Source organism: Yersinia sp. LJYL362, assembly GCF_048323875.1.
Map to the genome: position 1 here is coordinate 1 of NZ_JBLWEX010000180.1, position 13,756 is coordinate 13,756.

Here is a 13,756-nt window from a genome sequence, read left to right on the forward strand (position 1 = left end):
AGCAGCAGGAGAGGCGATTTGGCTCAGCAACTTGAGTTTTTTGACATCCCCAGCCCATGCCGTGGTATCTGTCAAACAGATGACCGTGGCTTTTGCCGTGGGTGTATGCGTAGCCGGGATGAGCGCTTTAATTGGATGAAAATGAGTGATCCGCAAAAGCGGGATGTCCTGCGGCTGTGTCGACAGCGCTTGTTACGCTTGCAGCGCGCCAACAAACAACTGGATGACCCACTACCAGAACAACCTTCATTATTCTGATTCGCCATTGTTTTACCTTAGTGTTTAGCGATTGTGGCGATTTCACTGCTCAGCCCCAATTCATTACTCAGGGAGGATTTAACCTTTCTGCCGGTTGTGTATGCTTAAGAGAGATAAACAAATGAGGTAGCAAATAATGGATACACGTAGCCAACTGGCTCCGCTTGGGCCTGAGTTTTCTCGCATGATTTGCGGCTATTGGCGGCTGATGGAATGGGAGATGACACCACAACAGTTGTTGGCCTTTATTGAGCAACATATTGAGTTGGGCATCACTACAGCTGATCACGCTGATATTTATGGCGGCTATCAATGCGAACAGGCATTTGGCCAGGCATTGCGCCTTAAGCCTTCCTTACGTAGCCAACTGGAATTAGTCAGTAAATGTGGTATTGCCCCCACGGCCAAGCCAGAGCATGCGTTGGGGCATTATATTACTGATCGTTCCCATATCATTGAAAGTGCAGAGCAATCCTTAACGCATCTGCATACAGATTATCTTGATTTATTGCTAATTCATCGGCCAGACCCATTGATGGATGCAGATGAAGTTGCTGAAGCATTCACTCAATTACATAAAAGCGGCAAGGTGAGACATTTTGGTGTTTCAAACTTTTCGCCTGCGCAATTTAGTTTGTTGCAGTCACGCTTGCCATTCTCGTTGGTCACTAACCAGGTTGAGATTTCACCGTTGCACCAACCCGCCATTGTGGATGGGACGCTGGATGCTTGCCAGCAGTTGCGTATTAAGCCAATGGCATGGTCTTGTTTAGGGGGCGGGCGTTTGTTTAGCGATCCTGAATTCCAAACATTACGTAATGAGTTACAGACAATAGCTGATGAGATTGGTGCTGAAAGTATCGAGCAAGTGGTGTATGCCTGGGTTCTGCGTTTGCCATCTGCACCCTTACCGATTATGGGTTCCGGCAAGATAGAGCGCGTTAAAACTGCCTGGGCATCTCTCTCCCTAACCCTGACTCGCCAGCAGTGGTTCCGTATTCGTCGTGCTGCACTGGGCTATGACGTGCCTTAATTTTATCCTTTGCGCCAGCGAGCCTCAGGCTGGCGCAACCTTGCTTTCTTCGCCCGGTACCGCCATTTGCAATTGTGTTAGCGAACAATACAGCCGCCAGATAAGCCCGGCCAGTTCTCGGCCTGTATCATCCGGATATTGTCCTAAAATAGCACTCATACGCTGCAATTCTTGCAACGTGGCTTGTAGTGAACTTGGCTGAATACCTTTCTCGGTCATACAACCTTTCAGGCAATGAATACACACGTCCCGCACGGCAGACAAAGGTGCAGAAGTGGTTTGCCAATCGCGTAACTGCCAGACCACATGGCTGCAATTGAGCAGCACTATCCCCCACCGCAGTAGCCACAAGCGCGCGGGTTGATCTTTGCTAAGATTGAGTTGATTGATGCGGTGATATATCAGTGATTCAAATTGATTCTGGCTTTGTTGCGGGTGTGCGCTGAGTTGATCGATAAAGTCACGCCGTAGCATGCGAACAATGCGCCGACTCTTGCGTTTATCTGAGCTGGGTCGCAGTATCTGAAATGCCACACCTGCCAACATCACGCCAACTAATTTACCAATATTATCATTTAGGAACTCTTGATAATCATAGCTCGGGGGATTGGTCACGCTCAGAAATGAACCCATAAAAACAATCAATTGCCCCCATAGGGAAGCATAAGCCGGATGCTGAAGCTTCATCATTTGCATGGTGATTAAAATGGGGAACAACACCACGGCAAATTGCCAAAAATCATCAATTTGTACCATCACGCCAAATTTCAGAATAAAACAGCCAATCGAAAGCAAGATAATGGCTTTCACTAGCGTGGCAATGCTGTCAGTTGGCGAAGGGGTGGCAGAGTAAAGCACGCAACTGACCGCCGCCAATGACAGAGCAGCAGCGCCGGAACTCCACTGCGTATTTATCCAGAAGGCACAACCGATAACAATGCACACAAAGGTTCTCAGGCCGTTATAGGCGGCCTCATAGGTGTCGGTGTGGCGAGCCAACGAGGTCACGGCAGGGGGCAACAACATGCCGCTTTCCGGTTCCTTATCCAGTTGGGCCAGCCAGCGATTAACTTGTAAATATAACCAACAGAAATGTCGCAAGCGCAACCAGAAGGCCCGATGGCGATAATCAAACTCATCATGGGGAGCAATTTGTTGCAGGATCCTGGCTATCTGATACTTATCACAGTCAGGTTGCTGTAAGGCGGTTAGCAATTGATTGAGAACGGCGGGCAGATTCTCCGGTGGCGATGGCCAGTTAACCAACATACGACGCAGACTGGTAATTACGCTGGTGATGCGTAACTGGCGATGCAAAATGAAATTCAATACATTATTGTGTCGCCGTAAACGGTAATGGCTCCAAAATGCCTGAATACGCAGCAGATTCATCGTAAGAATCTGGCCAATCAGCCCCTCATGGGAGGTGCGAATCTGCTGTGTTTGCTCGGTTTGCCACAATAATTCTGCATGTTCTAACAACCGTGATTGCATACGGCGCAGGGATGTCAGCAGTGCTTCGCCGTCCGAAGTGCTGGGGAGCAGCATCATCATCAGACCACCGCAAAGAATGCCGGTAATAACCTCACAAACCCGGGCTTGGGCAATATCAAAGATTTGTTGTGTATCAGTAGTATTGACAGTAGAAAAAGCAATGATCGCGGTGGTATAGCCAGCCAAAGCGAAAGCATAAGAAACGTTATTTTGATAGTGATTGGAGACAAAAGTACACAGGCCAATCCAGGCAGCAATGACAAAGGTGAACAACCAAGGGTCATTTAGACAATGACCGGCAATCATCAATGATGCGGCGGCACCGATAAGACTGCCGATAACCCGGCCAATACTTTTGCTGATAACACCGCCAACCGTTGGAAAACTGACTACCGCCGCAGAGGTCATCGCCCAATAGGGCTCATCCAAATTCAGTGCAAATGCAATCCAGAGGGATAAACACATTGCCAGCGAATTGCGTAATGCATAACGCCACTGACCCGCATTGGCTTTGCCCCAGGGAGTTTTCTGCCACGAGGGGAAAGAGAGGCGCATTTTTAATCTGCCAGCGAAATGGTGCAGGTGGTGCCAGCGATCAAGGTGACATCGGGCGGAACATCCAGCAATTTAATCCTGACCGGTACCCGCTGTGCCAAGCGAACCCAAGGGACATTAGGTTTCACATCAATCAACAAACTCCCGCTGCTATCGACGCTTTGATCATAAATGGCTCTCCCAATACTTTCGACCACACCGCGTAAAGGAATATTGCCATTATACAAAACAATCTTGGCTTCATTACCTTCTCTAATGTGTCTGAGCTTGGTTTCTTCGAAATACCCCATTACATAAAATGAGTCGGTATCGATAAGTGCAACTAATGGAGTGCCGACGGTTGCATAGTCGCCAACACGGGTTTGCAAGTTGGTGATATAGCCATTGGCGGGGGCATAAACCCGCGTTTTACTCAGATTCCATTTCGCCTGTTCGAGGTTTGCCTGCGCGCCTTGATACGCGGCCTTCATGCTGTCAGCTGTTAGGTTGGCAATGTCGAGATCTTCGCCTGAAATGATGTTTTTAGGTAAATTCCGCCGACGTTCGGCTTCATGATTGGCTTTGGCTAGTTCTGCCTGCGCCCGTACCACGGCAGCTTGGGCATTATCCAGCGCTAATTGATAGGGCTGTGGGTCAATGACAAATAATAAGCTTCCGGAGCTTACCAACTGGTTATCATGAACTAATATTTTAACCAATCGGCCAGAGACTTCTGGTGTGATACTGACTAATTCTGCCCGGACTTTGCCATCACGAGTCCAGGGGGATTGCATATAATAATTCCACATCCACCAACCGGCACAAAGAGCGAAGGCGAATACGATGACAGAAGAGAAATATTTAAGAGACTGATGATTCATATCAATTTACCAACCGGCTAATATCCATAAAGAAACGCTGACCGCAATGACAAAAATGGACAGATCCATTAATATTGGATGCCAGATATCACCAGAGTAGATCCAATTCCGCAGCATATGATGGATCAGTAGCCATAACACTAAACCTAGCATAACCGCCTTAAAAATTGGCGGGAAATAGATAGAGGCACCTAAAACCAAGTCTGATAGGGGTGCATTTGTGGATAATATAGATACATACATAAGGTTAATCCTTAAGAGGTAATTTTAGTAAATACATAATTTTTGCTAAAGGATTCCCCGTATTTATTGCTATTGTCCTAGCATCGACGGTATATATACATTTGTGTTTTTAATGTTAATTACCCAAAATAGACTGGACTCTGGTAGTTATGCTAGCACGCTAAATAAAAGGAGGGGCAATTGGAATCGACATTAGGATCTGATTTAGCACGATTAGTTCGCGTTTGGCGCGCGCTAATAGACCACCGGTTGAAGCCGTTGGAGCTGACCCAAACGCATTGGGTTACCTTGCATAACATTAATCGTTTACCACCTGAGCAATCCCAGATTCAACTGGCAAAAGCGATTGGTATCGAACAACCATCATTGGTTAGAACCTTAGATCAACTGGAGGAGAAAGGTCTAATCACACGCCATACTTGTGCAAATGATCGGCGTGCAAAGAGGATAAAACTGACGGAACAGTCTTCACCGATAATAGAGCAGGTTGATGGCGTCATATGTTCCACCCGTAAAGAAATTCTTGGGGGAATTTCACCAGATGAAATTGAATTGTTATCTGGTTTGATTGACAAGCTTGAGAGAAACATTATTCAACTACAAAGTAAGTAAAATAAAGTTTTAAGACTCAATTCACAGCAGAAAGAAAATTTTTAGCAGTAAAAATAAGCCAGAGATCGCAATGATCTCTGGCTTTACGGGTTACATCATAAAATATATTACAGAGAGGCGATTAGCGCGGGCTAACGGTCACTGTACTGCCACTGCTGGCGAGCATCACGCGCTGACCTACGCTAAAGCGGGTTGGGCCTTGTTTCTGAACAACCAGAATAGTGGTGCCATCATCTTTACGCACTTCAAGTTGCACGCCGTCAGTACGGTTCATTGCACCTTGAACACCTTGTCCTGCCATACCACCAGCAACCGCACCAGCTGCTGTCGCCAGGCTACGGCCTGTGCCGCCACCGACAGTGTTCCCGAGGAAACCACCCAGTACAGCACCACCGATTGCGCCCATAACATTGTTGTCATCGCCGCCTTGAATCGTCACCGGACGCACGGAAAGCAGGGTACCGTAAGTCACCGTTTGTACTTGCTTGGCTTGTGAAGCGCTAAAAACGTCACCAGATAAGGTGTTGTTGTTGGCACAACCGGTCAGAGTAACCGCAGCAATAGCAACGGCGATTAATGGCTTGATCATAAAAACTCCTATTAAAATGCATAACCGTATTACGGTTCAGTATGCCTGGTATATCCAAATCCAGTCCAATGACGGCCTAGTATTTGCATAAAGTATGGCTTACTCAAATATTTATTTCACTACTTACCGTATTTTTGACTGTGTGCTTTATTTTTGGATGACACTAATAGGACCGCAGCTTAGCGGTTTGTACTTCAACCAATATTAAACGGCAGTTTAACTTTCTCAAAGTTAGAAATGTCACTGTCATAACTCATACTGTAAGAATTAATGACTTTTATGTGACCCTTCTTGCAAATAAAAATCATTCTTTAAGACATGCCCCTATGGCGGTATACACTTAAAAAAGTATATCTTTTCATGGTGTTAATTTTATTATTCTGACGTGATTTGGGTAAAGTCTCGTTGCTATTTTGTCCCACAATGGGAAATAAGGTCATTGCTATGAAATCAGGCCGTTTTATTGGGGTGATGTCGGGAACCAGTTTGGATGGCATCGATGTTGTTCTGGCTGCCATTGATGAGCGCATGGTGGCTCAGCAGGCCAGTTATTGTCATCCGATGCCGCTCCAGTTAAAAAAAGATATCCTCGGTATGTGTCAGGGGCAGTCAACCACGTTATCTGCCGTGGGTAAACTCGATGCGCAATTAGGAATACTGTTTGCTGAAGCGGTGCAGGCACTGCTGGCCAAAGCGGGGCTGACAGCACAGGACATCACGGCAATTGGCTGTCACGGGCAGACGGTGTGGCATGAGCCACTGGGTGAACCGGCTTTTACCATGCAATTAGGTGACAATAATCGTATTGCTGCCATGACAAAAATTGCCACTGTTGGGGATTTTCGTCGCCGGGATATGGCTTATGGCGGGCAGGGCGCACCGCTGGTTCCGGCCTTCCACCATGCTTTATTAGCCCATTCCACGGAACGGCGCATGGTGTTGAATATCGGCGGTATCGCGAACTTATCTATGCTACTACCTGATTTACCGGTACGCGGTTTTGATACTGGGCCGGGGAATATGCTGATGGATGCCTGGATTTGGCGTAATCGTTCGCTACCTTATGATAAGGATGCTGCTTGGGCACTATCGGGCCAGGTTAATCAGCCATTGTTGGAACTGATGTACAGTGACCCCTATTTTGCGAAACCGGCACCTAAAAGCACCGGTCGCGAGTATTTCAATGCCGGGTGGCTGGATAAACAATTGAATAAAATTCCGGGTATTAAACCTGAAGATGTCCAGGCGACATTAGCAGAGCTAACCGCACTTTCCATTGCTGAGCAAGTTCAGTTGGCTGGTGGTTGTGAGCGGCTGCTGGTTTGTGGTGGCGGGGCGCGCAACCCATTAGTGATGTCACGGATGTCAACATTATTGCCGGGTACCGAAGTGTGTGTCACCGATGATTTTGGTGTCAGTGGCGATGATATGGAAGCGCTGGCATTTGCCTGGTTGGCTTTTCGAACCTTGTCCGGTAAATCGGGTAATTTACCCTCAGTGACCGGAGCCAGTTGCGAGACCATTTTAGGAGCAGTCTATCCTGTATCGTCACGATGAGGGTGCTAAGCTGCCATAAACCAGGGTAGCTTATCCACGCAATAAGGACGGCAAAATGAAACATCTATTTGGCACGACGGCAGTATTGGGTACCGCGGCAGTATTGATGCTGACAGGATGCAGTTTGGTGCAGCCAAAAAACGAAACTTTGCATTACCAATGTGGTGGTACCAAGCTAACGGTAATGCAAGATAATAAACAGGATAAAGTCAGTTTAGTGCTGGACGGTAAACAGCTGACCTTGCCGCAAGTTCGTGCCGCTTCCGGGGCGAAATACAGTGATAATCAGTATGCTTTCTGGTCGAAGGGCAACACAGCTTTTGTTGAGCGAGATGAAAAAGTCATTATTAATGACTGTGTGTTGATAAAATAAATACTTTGATCAAGTAATCAGGCTGTTGTCGGCTCAGGGTGATTGTGATTCTGCCGCTGTGAGGGCAAAATGACAATCACTGCTTTCCTGCGCGATACCGAGCTTATATGACTGACAATAATGAATTTGATGTTGCAGATTTGCGCCGTGAATATATTCGTGGCGGTCTACGTCGCAGCGACTTAACCGAAAATCCATTGGAATTATTTGAGCGCTGGTTAAAACAGGCTTGTGATGCGCGTTTACCCGATCCAACAGCCATGTGTGTGGCGACTGTGGACGCCAACGGCCAGCCCTATCAGCGGATTGTGCTGCTAAAACATTATGACGAGCAAGGGTTGGTGTTCTATACCAACTTAGGCAGTCGTAAAGCGCAACAATTGGCGCAGAACCCACATATCAGCTTATTATTCCCTTGGCATATGCTTGACCGGCAAGTCATCTTCCTTGGCACAGCAGAACGGCTTTCCACCCTCGAAGTGTTGAAATATTTCAGTTCTCGCCCCAAAGATAGTCAGATTGGTGCCTGGGTATCCCAGCAATCCTCACGGATTTCCGCTCGTGGTGTATTGGAAAGTAAATTTCTCGAGCTTAAGCAAAAATTCCAACAAGGTGATGTGCCGCTACCCAGTTTTTGGGGGGGATTCCGGGTTAAATTCGACTCTGTCGAGTTCTGGCAAGGAGGCGAACACCGCCTGCATGACCGATTTATCTATCAACGGGATGCAGATACCTGGAAAATTGACCGTTTAGCGCCGTGAGAATGATGAAATAATTGTGGTTAAGCCTAGCGCTCATCGGGCGGGCGCTTTATTCTATACCCTTTCTTAAATACCCCTCGAAAAGACAAGTTTTTTGTAAAACAATGGAGTCGTTGATGACCAGCAGCAACCTGATTAAACAATTGCAAGAGCGGGGCCTCGTTGCCCAGGTTACGGATGAAGACGCGTTAGCAGAGAGACTGGCGCAAGGGCCAATTTCACTGTATTGCGGTTTCGATCCTACCGCAGACAGCTTGCATTTGGGTCATCTGGTTCCATTGTTATGCCTAAAGCGCTTCCAACTGGCAGGGCATCGCCCGGTTGCTTTAGTGGGTGGTGCGACCGGTATGATTGGTGACCCAAGCTTCAAAGCTAGCGAACGTAAGTTGAATACCGAAGATACGGTGAACGAGTGGGTGGAGAAAATCCGTCGGCAGGTTTCGCCATTCCTGGACTTTGATTGCGGTGAAAATAGTGCTATTGCGGCCAACAACTACGATTGGTTCGGTGGCATGAATGTGCTGACGTTCCTGCGTGATATCGGCAAACACTTCTCTGTTAATCAGATGATCAACAAAGAAGCCGTCAAACAACGTTTAAATCGCGATGATAGCGGTATTTCATTTACCGAGTTCTCCTACAATTTGTTGCAGGCTTATGATTTTGCTTGCCTGAATAAAGCGCACGGCGTTGCATTACAAATTGGGGGATCTGACCAATGGGGTAACATTACCTCTGGTATCGATTTAACCCGTCGTCTTCACCAGCAGCAGGTTTACGGCCTGACTGTGCCATTAATTACCAAAGCAGATGGCACCAAGTTCGGTAAAACCGAAGGTGGCGCGGTGTGGCTTGATCCGAAGAAAACCAGCCCTTACAAATTCTACCAATTCTGGATCAATACCGCAGATGCTGACGTTTATCGTTTCCTTAAATTCTTTACTTTCATGAGTTTGGAAGAGATTAACGCACTGGAAGAAGAAGATAAAAACAGTGGCAAAGCGCCGCGCGCGCAATACGTTTTGGCGGAAAATGTCACCGGTATGGTGCATGGCGAAGAAGGTCTGGCTGCGGCAAAACGTATCACTGCCAGCTTGTTCTCCGGTGATTTAAACGACATGACAGAAGCTGACTTTGCTCAACTGGCGCAAGATGGTATGCCGACCATTGAACTAACTCGTGACGCCGATTTGCAGCAAGCGTTGGTCAATGCGGAGTTGGTGCCTTCCCGTGGTCAAGCTCGCACTATGATTAGCTCGAATGCGGTGGCGATTAATGGTGAGAAGCAATCTGATCCAGAATACGCTTTCACGGATGCCGATCGTCTATTTGGCCGCTATACCTTATTGCGCCGCGGTAAAAAACATTATTGCCTGATTAGCTGGCTGTAAGAGTAAAAGAAAATAAGGGGCAAGATATGTCCCTTATTTTTTTGCTGATGGTTTATTCACTTTAGGCCGTACCAATGAAAAATATACTTTCGATTCAGTCACACGTTGTTTTTGGCCATGCAGGTAATAGCGCGGCTGAATTTCCTATGCGCCGGATGGGTGTTAATGTCTGGCCGTTAAATACCGTTCAGTTTTCGAACCATACGCAATATGGTCACTGGACGGGATGTGTTATGCCCGCCAGCCATCTGACTGAAATTGTACAAGGTATTGCCGATATTGACCGGCTGAAAGATTGTGATGCTGTATTGAGTGGCTATATTGGCTCACCGGAGCAAGGTGGTCATATACTGGCGGCTGTCTCGCGGGTGAAACAGGCCAATCCTAACGCCTGGTATTTTTGTGATCCGGTCATGGGGCATCCGGAGAAAGGCTGTATCGTAGCACCCGGTGTGGCAGAGTTTTTCTGCCAGGAAGCATTACCTGCCAGTGATATTATTGCGCCAAATCTGCTCGAACTGGAACAACTCAGTGGCGTGCAGGTAGACAATGTTGAGCAAGCGGTTAAAGTTGCCCGCGACCTTTGTGCGAAAGGGCCGAAAGTTGTTTTGGTCAAGCATTTGAGCCGTGCCGGTTATCATCTTGACTGTTTTGAAATGTTATTAGTGACCATGGATGATGCCTGGCACATCAGCCGTCCACTGGTAGATTTTGGCACACGCCAGCCAGTGGGTGTGGGTGATTTGACCAGTGGATTATTGCTGGTAAATCTACTTAAAGGCGAACCTTTGGATAAAGCACTGGAGCATGTGACGGCTGCGGTATATGAAGTGATGTTGAAAACTCAGCAAATGGGTGAGTATGAACTTCAGGTGGTGGCGGCGCAGGACGCTATTGTTAACCCTTCCTGTCATTTTACTGCGACAAAATTATAATTTTGGTATGCAGTGCCCCTTATTTAGGGGCACTGCAAATAAGTGACTTTCTTATTTCTTCACGTCTTCTGCTGCCAGCGCTGCTTTGACTGCCGGACGCTCTGCTACCCGCGCCATATATTTATCTAAATGGCTGCGCTGTTTAATTTCAAGTTTCAGTGCAGTTGCCCAGCGAGTTACGGTAAATAGATAAGCATCGGCCACGCTGAATTTTGAGCCTAACAGATAATCATGTTTTGCTAATACGCCATCGACATAACTGAATTGCTTATCCAGCCGTTCACGGGCGATAGCTTTATATTCGTCTGGTGTTTTCGGGTTAAACAGCGGGCTGAAACCTTTATGTAATTCAGTCGCAACGAAGTTTAACCACTCAATGGCGTGGTAGCGGGAAAGGGTGCCTGATGGTGCAATCAGGTGGCGATCAGGCACTTTATCTGCCAGATATTGCACGATAGCCACACCTTCAGTGAGTAGGCTTCCGTCATCCAGTAGCAGAGCAGGCACTTGTCCTTTCGGGTTGATGTGCAAATAGTCTTCACCCGTTTCAGTTTTTTTAGTCGCCAAATCGACACTTTCAATACTGAAGTCTAGCCCCGCTTCACGTAACACAATGTGGGGAGACAAAGAGCAGGCACCGGGTTTATAGAACAATTTCATCACAAACTCCTTAATAGCATACTGAAAGAGAAAAGCTTCCATTAATCCTAAGACAGGCAGACAAAAAATGCAGCTAGCGCAGTGTAATATAATTATGCAAGAAGTGAGAAGTTGACCTACAGCAGTATATTTCCCCCACTGTAGGCCACTTGTGACAGTGATTTTCTGTCAGTGGTGATTGTTACCGTGGTGGACGTGTGCTGATCGAGGCAGACCAGCTAAAAGTGGTAGTGCTTGGTGCTGTTTTTTTGGTTTTTCTTTCTACGCGGGTTAATTTTGCGATTTGTTCGCGGGCGTTCATGATTTTTTCTATGGCTTCGTCTTTCACTTTATTTTGTTCTGAGTTGGTTAATGCCCTTCCTAAATTTATCCTGGCTTTATCGAGTTGCGTTTTGACGTCACGTTGCTCGCTTTCAGTCATTTCTTTTAATGTCAGCTTTTTCATTTTTTTTTGCCTTGTTTGCCTCAGTCCTACTTAGTGTACAACTTTATCCTAAGTGGAGATGTAAGAGATTGCGATCTGGACGACATTAATCACGATAAAAGCCTGTTAGTGACTTCAAATAGGGAATTAGCACCCGCTCTCAGCAAAATAATGGCAAGAGCGGGAGCCCCGCAGTTATTTTAGGTCATTACAGCAATCGCGAACCGTAACCCCACAGTAAAACGGTCAGGCCAAGAAGTAACTCTAAAACCAGCACTCCGATGGCAAAGGTAGAACCAGAGAAGATAAAACCTTCTTGCCGGTCAATATTGAGGAAGGTGGGGATGCCCAGATACATCAAGTAACCGGCATAGCAAAGTGCAATTACCCCGACCAATAAGCACAACCAGATAATTGGGTAGAGGGCGACCACGCCAGCCAGCAACATCGGTGTGGCAGCATAACCGGCAAACAAGGTGCAGCGTTGCCAACTTGGGCGGCTTTCATAGCGGCGCGCCATCCAGTAAATCACCCGACCCATCAGTGCTACGGCAGCCAGAATCAAAACGTAAAAAATGATAGCGAAATAGAGCGCGGTTAGGGGGGCCAGTTTTATGGTCTGCCCATCACCAAAATTCCAACCGACTTGTGTGGTGCCGATAAATGCACAAATCACCGGGATAGCAGCCATCAGGAGAATGTGATGAGCATACATGTGGCGTACACTTTCGCCTTCACGTTTGATTTGTTGAAACTCCTGACCGGGATGGGTCATAAGCCCCCAAACATGGTTGATCATAAATCACCTCCTGATCGGTTATCGACCGCAGATAACAGACGTGTATCAGCCTGAAATAGGGAGTAATACTCTGCGATATAAACTGAGTATAGTTTATTTTTTGTACACCAAGAGTGTGGCGTGATTCACATTGGTGTTGGGCGGCGGTGAAGACATAACTGGAGGGAATGAATAAGATAAATCAGCCATACTATTTGATGAGTTAATTATAGGAGTGGATCATGGGTATTCAGGGAAATGATAGTCGTATCGACAATATAGAGTTTGCTGTCAGTGATATTGCTCGTTCAAAAGATTTTTACGGGACGGTTTTTGATTGGCGCTTTACTGATTATGGGCCGAGCTATTGTGAGTTTACCGATGGTCGATTGACGGGAGGATTCACCTTAGGGGAAGTTCAGCCTAATGGTGGGCCACTTGTCATTCTGTATGCTGATAATTTAGAACAAACGCAAAAACGTTTGGAACAGGCGGGTGCCAAGATTGTCATCCCGATATTTGCTTTCCCGGGTGGGCGGCGTTTCCACTTCACCGATCCGGATGGATATCAGTTGGCCGTTTGGTCAAATAACTGACAGCTCGCAGATGCGAAAAAAAGAAAGCGCTCCCGAAGGAGCGCTCTTAGCCAGCCAGCAGATTAAACAACTGCGGCAGGAGAGGGTTTGTTACTGTCACTTGGTGCCAATGTCATGCGATATAGTTTTGGTGCGGTCAGCATCATCAGAACTGCGATGATAGCGGTCACAATACCAATCTGCATAAACACATGGCTATAGATAGCAAGTGATGCATGGGCGTCGGTGATATCACTTGGTACCGCGGTCAATGCGGCAACTTTACCGGCGATAAGGGCAGCAGCAGCAGTGGTCAGGAACCATGACCCCATGATGAAGCCCATTAAACGCTGAGGCACCAATTGTGCGACCATCGCCAGACCCAGACCTGAAATCATCAGTTCACCGATGCTTTGCAGCGCGTAGCTGAGGATCAACCAGTTGACGGAAACAATGCCGTGTTCGTTGGCAAAGCTTGCACCCCACGGCAGCACCAGGAAGGCTGCGGAACAGAGCACCATGCCAAAAGCGAACTTGTGCGGCATTGGCAGGCGGTCGCCCATTTTGTTATAGACGGCAGCCAGTATTGGGCTGGCAACCATAATCCAGAATGGGTTCAATGCCTGATATTGTTCCGGCTCAAAAGCAATACCAAAGA

General features: G+C 47.2%; 17 protein-coding genes. 9 read left to right on the forward strand and 8 right to left on the reverse strand.

What is annotated here, in order from left to right:
* Positions 1–18 precede the first annotated feature (18 nt).
* Positions 19–258: a DUF1289 domain-containing protein gene (locus ACNSO8_RS08780; protein WP_005165934.1), complete on the forward strand. Its 240-nt coding sequence runs from the start codon at positions 19–21 to the stop codon at positions 256–258.
* Positions 259–394: 136 nt separating this feature from the next.
* Positions 395–1,291: an aldo/keto reductase gene (locus tag ACNSO8_RS08785; protein WP_418394414.1), complete on the forward strand. Its 897-nt coding sequence runs from the start codon at positions 395–397 to the stop codon at positions 1,289–1,291.
* A gap of 24 nt (positions 1,292–1,315) precedes the next feature.
* Here the strand turns inward: ACNSO8_RS08785 and ACNSO8_RS08790 are convergent, their stop codons facing one another.
* The 3 genes from ACNSO8_RS08790 to ACNSO8_RS08800 are packed head-to-tail and all read right to left on the reverse strand — an operon-like array spanning position 1,316 to position 4,443.
* Positions 1,316–3,340, reverse strand: coding sequence for an FUSC family protein (locus ACNSO8_RS08790; protein ID WP_418394415.1), 2,025 nt, complete (start codon positions 3,338–3,340; stop codon positions 1,316–1,318).
* Between the two features lie 2 nt (positions 3,341–3,342).
* Positions 3,343–4,200 carry an efflux RND transporter periplasmic adaptor subunit gene (locus ACNSO8_RS08795; RefSeq protein WP_418394416.1) on the reverse strand — a complete coding sequence of 286 codons (858 nt, stop codon included), beginning with the start codon at positions 4,198–4,200 and terminating at the stop codon, positions 3,343–3,345.
* A gap of 6 nt (positions 4,201–4,206) precedes the next feature.
* The gene (locus ACNSO8_RS08800; protein ID WP_011816374.1) at positions 4,207–4,443 is read right to left on the reverse strand and encodes a DUF1656 domain-containing protein; all 237 of its coding nucleotides are present in this window, start codon (positions 4,441–4,443) and stop codon (positions 4,207–4,209) included.
* Between the two features lie 180 nt (positions 4,444–4,623).
* Between ACNSO8_RS08800 and rovA the strand changes: the two genes are divergently transcribed.
* Entirely contained in the window at positions 4,624–5,055 is a 432-nt protein-coding gene (gene rovA / locus ACNSO8_RS08805) for a virulence master transcriptional regulator RovA (protein WP_004706617.1), read from the forward strand.
* 121 nt (positions 5,056–5,176) lie between these two features.
* On the opposite strand, the gene ACNSO8_RS08810 is transcribed toward rovA, so the two are convergent.
* On the reverse strand, positions 5,177–5,644 hold the full coding sequence (locus ACNSO8_RS08810) for a glycine zipper 2TM domain-containing protein (RefSeq protein WP_005165921.1): 468 nt from the start codon (positions 5,642–5,644) through the stop codon (positions 5,177–5,179).
* 444 nt (positions 5,645–6,088) lie between these two features.
* On the opposite strand from ACNSO8_RS08810, the gene anmK reads away from it, so the two are divergent.
* From anmK to pdxY, 5 genes are all read left to right on the forward strand, one after another.
* Positions 6,089–7,201: an anhydro-N-acetylmuramic acid kinase gene (gene anmK / locus ACNSO8_RS08815; protein WP_019083063.1), complete on the forward strand. Its 1,113-nt coding sequence runs from the start codon at positions 6,089–6,091 to the stop codon at positions 7,199–7,201.
* 55 nt (positions 7,202–7,256) lie between these two features.
* The gene (locus ACNSO8_RS08820; RefSeq protein ID WP_418394417.1) at positions 7,257–7,574 is read left to right on the forward strand and encodes an MliC family protein; all 318 of its coding nucleotides are present in this window, start codon (positions 7,257–7,259) and stop codon (positions 7,572–7,574) included.
* 107 nt (positions 7,575–7,681) lie between these two features.
* A complete protein-coding gene (gene pdxH / locus ACNSO8_RS08825; protein WP_019079336.1) occupies positions 7,682–8,335 on the forward strand; it encodes a pyridoxamine 5'-phosphate oxidase in 654 nt (217 codons plus the stop codon).
* 116 nt (positions 8,336–8,451) lie between these two features.
* Positions 8,452–9,726 carry a tyrosine--tRNA ligase gene (gene tyrS, locus ACNSO8_RS08830; protein WP_013649859.1) on the forward strand — a complete coding sequence of 425 codons (1,275 nt, stop codon included), beginning with the start codon at positions 8,452–8,454 and terminating at the stop codon, positions 9,724–9,726.
* A 74-nt stretch (positions 9,727–9,800) separates the two neighbouring features.
* Positions 9,801–10,661 carry a pyridoxal kinase PdxY gene (gene pdxY, locus ACNSO8_RS08835; RefSeq protein WP_050334171.1) on the forward strand — a complete coding sequence of 287 codons (861 nt, stop codon included), beginning with the start codon at positions 9,801–9,803 and terminating at the stop codon, positions 10,659–10,661.
* A gap of 51 nt (positions 10,662–10,712) precedes the next feature.
* Here the strand turns inward: pdxY and gstA are convergent, their stop codons facing one another.
* From gstA to ACNSO8_RS08850, 3 genes are all read right to left on the reverse strand, one after another.
* On the reverse strand, positions 10,713–11,321 hold the full coding sequence (gene gstA, locus ACNSO8_RS08840; protein WP_013649860.1) for a glutathione transferase GstA: 609 nt from the start codon (positions 11,319–11,321) through the stop codon (positions 10,713–10,715).
* Positions 11,322–11,502: 181 nt separating this feature from the next.
* A complete protein-coding gene (locus tag ACNSO8_RS08845) occupies positions 11,503–11,766 on the reverse strand; it encodes a DUF3811 domain-containing protein (protein WP_004706625.1) in 264 nt (87 codons plus the stop codon).
* Between the two features lie 187 nt (positions 11,767–11,953).
* Positions 11,954–12,544: a Yip1 family protein gene (locus ACNSO8_RS08850; RefSeq protein WP_019079338.1), complete on the reverse strand. Its 591-nt coding sequence runs from the start codon at positions 12,542–12,544 to the stop codon at positions 11,954–11,956.
* A 221-nt stretch (positions 12,545–12,765) separates the two neighbouring features.
* Between ACNSO8_RS08850 and ACNSO8_RS08855 the strand changes: the two genes are divergently transcribed.
* The gene (locus ACNSO8_RS08855; RefSeq protein ID WP_019079339.1) at positions 12,766–13,119 is read left to right on the forward strand and encodes a VOC family protein; all 354 of its coding nucleotides are present in this window, start codon (positions 12,766–12,768) and stop codon (positions 13,117–13,119) included.
* A gap of 62 nt (positions 13,120–13,181) precedes the next feature.
* Here ACNSO8_RS08855 and ACNSO8_RS08860 read toward each other — a convergent pair.
* On the reverse strand, positions 13,182–13,756 hold a 575-nt coding region (locus ACNSO8_RS08860), incomplete at its 5' end, for an oligopeptide:H+ symporter (RefSeq protein ID WP_418394418.1).

What these genes read in the sequence shown, in the direction of transcription:
- pdxY (WP_050334171.1), top strand. Translation starts at nt 9,801, where the DNA reads ATGAAAAATATACTTTCGATTCAGTCACACGTTGTTTTTGGCCATGCA.
- ACNSO8_RS08850 (WP_019079338.1), bottom strand. Translation starts at nt 12,544, where the DNA reads ATGATCAACCATGTTTGGGGGCTTATGACCCATCCCGGTCAGGAGTTT.
- tyrS (WP_013649859.1), top strand. Translation starts at nt 8,452, where the DNA reads ATGACCAGCAGCAACCTGATTAAACAATTGCAAGAGCGGGGCCTCGTT.
- gstA (WP_013649860.1), bottom strand. Translation starts at nt 11,321, where the DNA reads ATGAAATTGTTCTATAAACCCGGTGCCTGCTCTTTGTCTCCCCACATT.
- ACNSO8_RS08800 (WP_011816374.1), bottom strand. Translation starts at nt 4,443, where the DNA reads ATGTATGTATCTATATTATCCACAAATGCACCCCTATCAGACTTGGTT.
- ACNSO8_RS08820 (WP_418394417.1), top strand. Translation starts at nt 7,257, where the DNA reads ATGAAACATCTATTTGGCACGACGGCAGTATTGGGTACCGCGGCAGTA.
- pdxH (WP_019079336.1), top strand. Translation starts at nt 7,682, where the DNA reads ATGACTGACAATAATGAATTTGATGTTGCAGATTTGCGCCGTGAATAT.
- ACNSO8_RS08845 (WP_004706625.1), bottom strand. Translation starts at nt 11,766, where the DNA reads ATGAAAAAGCTGACATTAAAAGAAATGACTGAAAGCGAGCAACGTGAC.
- anmK (WP_019083063.1), top strand. Translation starts at nt 6,089, where the DNA reads ATGAAATCAGGCCGTTTTATTGGGGTGATGTCGGGAACCAGTTTGGAT.
- ACNSO8_RS08855 (WP_019079339.1), top strand. Translation starts at nt 12,766, where the DNA reads ATGGGTATTCAGGGAAATGATAGTCGTATCGACAATATAGAGTTTGCT.
- ACNSO8_RS08785 (WP_418394414.1), top strand. Translation starts at nt 395, where the DNA reads ATGGATACACGTAGCCAACTGGCTCCGCTTGGGCCTGAGTTTTCTCGC.
- ACNSO8_RS08810 (WP_005165921.1), bottom strand. Translation starts at nt 5,644, where the DNA reads ATGATCAAGCCATTAATCGCCGTTGCTATTGCTGCGGTTACTCTGACC.
- ACNSO8_RS08790 (WP_418394415.1), bottom strand. Translation starts at nt 3,340, where the DNA reads ATGCGCCTCTCTTTCCCCTCGTGGCAGAAAACTCCCTGGGGCAAAGCC.
- ACNSO8_RS08795 (WP_418394416.1), bottom strand. Translation starts at nt 4,200, where the DNA reads ATGAATCATCAGTCTCTTAAATATTTCTCTTCTGTCATCGTATTCGCC.